The organism is Terrabacter sp. FW104-15G4B, assembly GCF_058790095.1.
This window is the reverse complement of sequence record NZ_JBYTCI010000028.1, coordinates 37619-44125: the sequence shown is the minus strand read 5'-3', so window position 1 is coordinate 44125 and position 6507 is coordinate 37619. Positions and strand designations below refer to the sequence as shown.

Sequence of the window (6507 nt, the reverse complement as noted above, 5' to 3'; positions counted from 1 at the left end):
GGGACGCAGGGTCAGCACACCGGGGGCTGCGTCCGCGACGTCGAGCACGGCATACCCGAGCAGGATCGCCACGAGCGACCACACGACCGCCATGCCGTAGGTGAGGCCGGGCGTGCGTTGCCCTCGAGGCCGCGTCTTGCGTGCCACGCGCCCAACACCCCCGTCCGTCATCAGCCACTGTTTCGCGAAAGAGTGCTCCTTGCTGACACACTGTCGCGGACGATTCTGTCAGCCGCCGCCGAGTGCTCCGGCACCCGAGCCGACATCCGACGACCGTGAAGAAGGGCAAGACGTGGAGTTCGACGTCACCATCGAGATCCCGCGCGGACAGCGCAACAAGTACGAGGTCGACCACGAGACCGGACGCATCCGCCTGGACCGCTACCTCTTCACGCCGATGGCCTACCCCGCCGACTACGGCTACATCGAGGACTCCCTCGGCGAGGACGGCGACCCCCTGGACGCCCTGGTGCTCCTTCCCGAGCCGGTCTTCCCCGGCGTGGTCGTCGAGGCCCGCCCGATCGGCGTCTTCCACATGACCGACGAGGCCGGCGGCGACGACAAGGTGCTCTGCGTGCCCGTCGACCCGCGCAACACGGATGTGCAGGACATCGGCGACGTCAACGAGTTCCGACTCAAGGAGATCCAGCACTTCTTCGAGCGCTACAAGGACCTCGAGCCCGGCAAGCACGTCGAGGGCTCCGACTGGGGCAACCGCGAGGCCGCCGAGAAGATCGTCACCGAGGCGCTCCAGCGCGCCAAGGACCAGGGCGTGTCGACCGCCCGCTGGTCCATGCCGCAGGGGCGCTGAGCCAGAGCCAGCTGACCGCGACCCTCCGTCACCTCACCCCAGGAGACGGAGGGTCAGCCATGTCGCCAGGGTGTGGACGGCGAAGGTGGCGGCGGCCAGGCCGGCGAGCGCCCCGCTCCCCACGCGCCCGAGGGCGCCTGGTCCGCGGGCTCGGTCGCCAGCTGATGGCGTATGCCGCCCAGCCGGTGGCGAGCTCGAGTGCCGTTCGCGGTCGGCGGGCTTGGGGTCGTGGGCGATCGCCGACCGCAGCAGCTCGTCGAGCTCGCGCGGGCTGCCCGCGACCGGCCCCAGCGGTTCGGGTGTGATCGCGGGTCAGCCGGTCTCGGCGCCGTCCGCGGTCGCGACCATCACGGTCTCGCGGGTCGGCTCGGGCTGCTCGGACCCGGGCACGGCCTGCGGCACCGGGCGGGAACGGAGCACGAAGCCCGCGACGAGCAGCGCGACGAGGGTGAAGCTCGCCGAGGTGAGGAAGGCGGGCCTGACTCCGGGGACGAACTCGCCCGGAACGGCCTGTGACGCATAGACACTGACGATCGCGGCGAGACCCACGGCGCCGCCGAGCTGCTGCGCGGTCTGGAGCAGCCCCGACACCGTGCCCGCCTGGGTGCGGTCGACGCCACCCAGGACGACGACCGTAACGGGCATGAAGACCAGAGCGGCCGAGACGCCGTTGAGCACCAGGGCACCCAGGAGGTGGGCGGCATATGTGCTCGTCGTCGACAGGGTGCTCAGCCACATGAAGCTCGCCGTGAGCCCGAGGGTGCCCACGAGGAGCATCGGCCGGGGACCGACCTTCGCGACGAGGCGGGCACTGACCCGGGATGTCGCGAAGATCGCGAGGCTGAGCGGCAGGAACGCGGCGCCCGTTGCGACGGGGCTGAAGCCGAGGACGAGCTGGAGGTACTGCGTCACGAGGAAGAACGTGGAGAACTGCGCGCCGACGACCAGGGCCATGAGCACCAGAGCTCCCCCACGGGTGCGGTTGCGCACCAGCCCCAGCGGCAGCAGCGGCGACGCCACGCGGCCCTCGGTCCGGACGAAGAGGCCGACAAGGGCGAGCCCGACGACGAAGGAGCCGACGGTCAGCGGGGCCGTCCAGCCTCGGTCGGCAGCGCTGATGAAGCCGTGGACGACCGAGACGGAGCCGAGCGTCGCGCTGACGGCGCCGACGACGTCGAAACGACCCCGCACCCGCGGCGTCTCGGTGACGAAGCGGCGGGCGAGCACGAGCACTACGGCGCCGATGGGCACGTTGACGAAGAGGGTCCAGTGCCAGCTGACGAAGTCGGTGAGGACGCCGCCGAGGAGCAGGCCGATCGAGGCCCCGGCCGACGAGACGGCGGTGAACAGCGCGAGCCCGCGGTTGCGCGCGGCCTCGTTGGGCGCGCTCGTCGTGACGAGGGCCAGCACGCTCGGGGCGGCCATCGCGGCACCGGCGCCCTGCAGCGTGCGCGCTGCGATGAGCCAGGCGGGAGACGTGGCGAGGCCGCCGAGGAGGCTCGCGACGGTGAAGACGGCCAGACCGATCTCGAAGGTGCGCAGCCGCCCGAACACGTCGCCGAGCCGGCCGCCGAGGAGCAGCAAGCCCCCGAAGGCGAGGGTGTAGGCGTTGAGCACCCAGGACAGGCCCGCGGGAGTGAACCCGAGGTCGGTCTGGATGTGCGGCAGCGCGACGTTGACGACGGTCGCGTCGAGCACGAGCATCAGCTGCGCGACCAGGACGATTCCGAGGCCGATGGCGCCGCGGCGGGCGTCTGGGGCGGGCGCCGATGCAGACGCGGCGGGTTGACGGGGAGTGGACGCGTGTCCGTCGGTGGTTCTGGTGGTGGTCGACATCTCTGACCTCAGGATTCGTGGGACTGGGTGCGCGGCGTCCCGTCGACGTAGGGGTCGCGGGCCATGGGCGTGAAGGAGGTGGCCCGGGTGCGCTGCGTACGGGTCCCGCTGGTCGGGAGGCGGCGGGGCACCAGGGGCGCGCGGTGCGTGGTGGCGAGGTGGGACAGGTGCACGCGAAGTGCCTGTCGAGTGGGGTGGATCGTCGTGGTCATGGTGCTCGGCTCCTCAGTCACGGCTGGCGGCGGTACGATTAGCGGAGAGCCACTCCGGTTCTGCTTGACCGACAATACGGAGAGAGTCTCCGTTTAGCAAGGGAGTTTTCTCGTGACCTCTGCCGACGCCGTCAGGGCGACGCTCGATGAGTCACCGAAATCCCCCGCGACAGAAGGCGACTCGGCCGCGCAGGCGGCCACGGAAGATGCCGGGAAGTCACGTCGGCCGATGCGTGCCGACGCCCGCCGCAACTACGACAAGATCCTCGCCACGGCCCGCGTCGTCTTCACCGAGCGCGGCACGGACTGCTCCCTCGACGAGATCGCCAAGCGCGCCGGGGTGGGTCCCGGCACGCTCTATCGCCACTTCCCCACCCGCGAGGCGCTCGTGGACGCCCTGATGCAGGACTGGACCGACCGCGTGGCCGCCGACGCCGACGCCGCGATCGCCACCGGCCTGCCCGCCCGCGAGATGCTGCTCGGCTGGTTCGAGCACTTCGTCGACCACATCACCCTCCACCGGGGCGCCGCGAGCAAGATCTGCGCGGCGATGGACGACCCCGCCTCGCCGATGTACCGCAAGTGCCGCGTCATGAGCGAGGCCAACCGACGCGTCATCGAGCACCTCGGCGACGACGGCGACCTGCGCCCGGGGGTCGACGCCGCCAACGTCATGCGGCTCGTCAGCGGCGTCGCGAGCGTCGCCGACACCAGCCACACAGACCTCGACGTGCGACCCATGCTCGAGGTCGTCGTGGACGGAATTGTCCGCGCCTGACCGGTTGTTGCACGGAGCATGACCGTCGATCTGCGCATCTTCACCGAGCCCCAGCAGGGGCGCCACCTACGACGACCTGCTCCGCGTCGCCCGGGCCGCCGAGGACCTCGGCTTCAGCGGCTTCTTCCGCTCCGACCACTACCTGCACATGGGTGGCGACGGTGGTCCCGGCCCGACCGACGCCTGGACCACCCTCGCCGGCCTGGCGCGTGAGACCTCCAGGATCCGGCTCGGGACCCTCGTCACCTCGGCCACCTTCCGCCTGCCCGGACCCCTGGCGATCCAGGTCGCCGGCGTCGACCAGATGAGCGGTGGACGGGTCGAGCTGGGACTCGGCGCGGGCTGGTACGAGGCCGAGCACACGGCATACGGGATCCCCTTCCCGCCGCTCGGCGAGCGCTTCGACCGCCTCGAGGAGCAGCTGGCGGTGATCACCGGCCTGTGGGCGACCGAGCCGGGAGCGACGTTCAGCCGACAGGGCGCCCACTACCCGGTGCTCGACTCCCCGCCCTGGCCAAGCCCGTGCAGGAGGGCGGCGTGCCGATCATCATCGGGGGTGGCGGCAAGCGCCGCACGCCGGCGCTCGCCGTGCGGTATGCCGCGGAGTTCAACGCGGCGTTCACCTCCGCCTCCGAGTCCGGTCGGCTCTTCGAGCGGGTCCAGCGGGTGGCCACCGAGGCCGGCCGCGACCCTGCGTCCTTGACCTACTCGGCCGCCCAGGTGGTCTGCGTCGGCAACGACGAGGTGACCCTGGCCCGCCGCGCGGACGCCATCGGGCGCGACCTCGACGAGCTGCGCGAGAACGGCCTGGCCGGCTCGGCCGACGAGGTCGCCCAGAAGATCAAGGAGTTCGAGGCGGTCGGCACCGAGCGGGTCTACCTGCAGGTGCTCGACCTCGCGGACCTCGACCACCTGGCCGACATCGCCGAGGGCGTCCTGCGCCAGCTCGGCTGACACCTGGCGCCGGAAAGTGCCCACTCGACGGATGGAAGACCGACGAGTCGGGGCTTTCCCACGTGAAGGCCTCGCCCCGAGTTGATATGCATAGGTTATCTATGTAAATTGGGGTGAGTGAGCGAACCGACCACCCTGGGCAACGAGCTGCTGCGGTCAGCCGCGCGACTCTCGCGCTGGGCCAGCCGTCACGCATCCTTCGACGTGCCCTTCGCCCAGGCCCGACTGCTCGCCCTCCTCGACGAGCTGGGGCCTTCTCGGGTCAGCACCCTCGCGGCCGCCGACCACAGCAGCCAGCCGACGACCACCACCCAGCTCCAGCGCCTCGAGGCGTCCGGCTGGGTGCACCGCGCCTCCGACCCCGAGGACGCCCGGGCCACCGTGGTCTCCCTCAGCGCCGAGGGCCGTGCCGCGCTCGAGAGCGTGCGCCGAGCCCGACTGGATGTCCTCTCCCCCGCCCTCGACCAGCTCGATGACCCGGCGCTCGCCCGCGTCCAGGTCGCCATCGAGGTCATGAACGAGCTGCTCGCCGCCGCCGCGGCGGGCACCACCCCCGCCTCGCACCCCACCCGAAAGGACGGATGACCACCACCATGTGGCGCCAACCCAAGACCGTCTGGTCGATCGCCTTCGCCTGCGTGATCTCCTTCATGGGCATCGGCCTCGTCGACCCCATCCTCAAGCCGATCGCCGACGAGCTCGGCGCCGGTCCCTCGCAGGTCTCCCTGCTCTTCACCAGCTACCTCGCCGTCATGGGCATCGCCATGCTCGGCACCGGCTGGGTCAGCAGCCGCGTCGGCGCCAAGCGCACCCTGCTGCTCGGCCTCGCGCTCATCATCGTCGGCGCGGCCCTCGCCGGTAGCCAGGACACCGTCGGCGGCATCGTCGCCTTCCGCGCCCTGTGGGGCCTCGGCAACGCGCTGTTCATCGCGACCGCCCTCGCCACCATCGTCAACGCCGCATCCGGCTCGGTGAAGCAGGCGATCATCCTCTACGAGGCCGCCCTCGGGGTCGGCATCGCCACCGGCCCGCTGCTCGGCGGCTGGCTCGGCGGCATCTCGTGGCGCTGGCCCTTCTACGGCGTGGCCGTGCTCATGGCGGTGGCCTTCATCGCGACCCTCACGACGCTGCCCAAGACTCCGCCGGCACAGACCCCGACCTCCCTCTCGGCCCCGCTCCGGGCCCTTGGTCACCGTGGTCTGCTCACCGTCGGCATCACGGCCCTGCTCTACAACTTCGGCTTCTTCACGCTGCTCGCGTTCACGCCCTTCCCGCTCGCCATGGGCGCCCACGAGATCGGCTTCATCTTCTTCGGCTGGGGCGTGCTGCTCGCCATCACGTCCGTCTTCGTCGCCCCGATGATCCAGCGCCGGTTCGGCACGCTGGCCGGCATCAGCGGTGCACTCCTCGGCTTCGCGGTCATCCTCGCGGCCATGGCGATCTGGACCGAGAACAAGACCGTCCTCGTCCTCGGCGTCATCCTCGCCGGCGCCTTCCTGGGCGTGAACAACACCCTCATCACCGAGACGGTCATGAAGGTGGCCCCGGTCGAGCGCGGCGTCGCGTCGGCGGCCTACTCCTTCGTCCGCTTCAGTGGTGGCGCGGTCGCTCCCTGGCTCGCCGGCAACCTCGGCGAGAAGTCGATCCACCTGCCGTTCTGGGTGGGCTCGGCTGCCGTGGTGCTGGCCGTCCTGGTGCTCTTCACGGCCCGCCGAATCATCAGCGCCTTGGACGAGGCTCCCGGCCATGGCGCCGAGGCCGTCACCTCGCGGACCGAGGCCGAGGCACTCACCGTCGGCGACGCCTGACGGAAGCGGGACCGCGCCGAACGCCTCCGAGCGCCTCCGAACGCCCCGCCCGCGATCCGCGACACGAACGCCGCGCCCCCACTTGGGGGCGCGGCGTTCGCCTGTCCG

7 protein-coding genes and 1 pseudogene are annotated in these 6507 nt (G+C 71.2%); 6 read left to right on the top strand and 2 right to left on the bottom strand.

The features are described from left to right. Positions 1-292: 292 nt before the first annotated feature. Positions 293-811 (top strand): inorganic diphosphatase, encoded by a 519-nt coding sequence (locus tag AC3WRT_RS17385; RefSeq protein WP_492724151.1) that lies wholly within the window; start codon positions 293-295, stop codon positions 809-811. 312 nt (positions 812-1123) lie between these two features. Here AC3WRT_RS17385 and AC3WRT_RS17380 read toward each other — a convergent pair whose 3' ends face one another. Both AC3WRT_RS17380 and AC3WRT_RS17375 read right to left on the bottom strand, forming a co-directional pair. After that, positions 1124-2647 (bottom strand): MFS transporter, encoded by a 1524-nt coding sequence (locus AC3WRT_RS17380; protein WP_492724149.1) that lies wholly within the window; start codon positions 2645-2647, stop codon positions 1124-1126. Between the two features lie 8 nt (positions 2648-2655). Further along, a complete protein-coding gene (locus AC3WRT_RS17375) occupies positions 2656-2859 on the bottom strand; it encodes a hypothetical protein (RefSeq protein ID WP_492724147.1) in 204 nt (67 codons plus the stop codon). 229 nt (positions 2860-3088) lie between these two features. Between AC3WRT_RS17375 and AC3WRT_RS17370 the strand changes: the two genes are divergently transcribed. The 5 genes and pseudogenes from AC3WRT_RS17370 (at position 3089) to AC3WRT_RS17350 (ending at position 6399) form a co-directional block, all read left to right on the top strand. Beyond that, positions 3089-3637 (top strand): TetR/AcrR family transcriptional regulator, encoded by a 549-nt coding sequence (locus AC3WRT_RS17370; protein ID WP_492724145.1) that lies wholly within the window; start codon positions 3089-3091, stop codon positions 3635-3637. Between the two features lie 28 nt (positions 3638-3665). Beyond that, positions 3666-4094: pseudogene (locus tag AC3WRT_RS17365) on the top strand (LLM class flavin-dependent oxidoreductase); the annotation flags it as partial. Between the two features lie 80 nt (positions 4095-4174). Continuing rightward, positions 4175-4591 carry a hypothetical protein gene (locus tag AC3WRT_RS17360; protein WP_492724144.1) on the top strand — a complete coding sequence of 139 codons (417 nt, stop codon included), beginning with the start codon at positions 4175-4177 and terminating at the stop codon, positions 4589-4591. Positions 4592-4708: 117 nt separating this feature from the next. Next, positions 4709-5176: a MarR family winged helix-turn-helix transcriptional regulator gene (locus AC3WRT_RS17355; protein ID WP_492724142.1), complete on the top strand. Its 468-nt coding sequence runs from the start codon at positions 4709-4711 to the stop codon at positions 5174-5176. Beyond that, entirely contained in the window at positions 5173-6399 is a 1227-nt protein-coding gene (locus tag AC3WRT_RS17350; protein WP_492724141.1) for an MFS transporter, read from the top strand. The genes AC3WRT_RS17355 and AC3WRT_RS17350 overlap by 4 nt, the downstream gene beginning before the upstream one ends. Positions 6400-6507 lie beyond the last annotated feature (108 nt).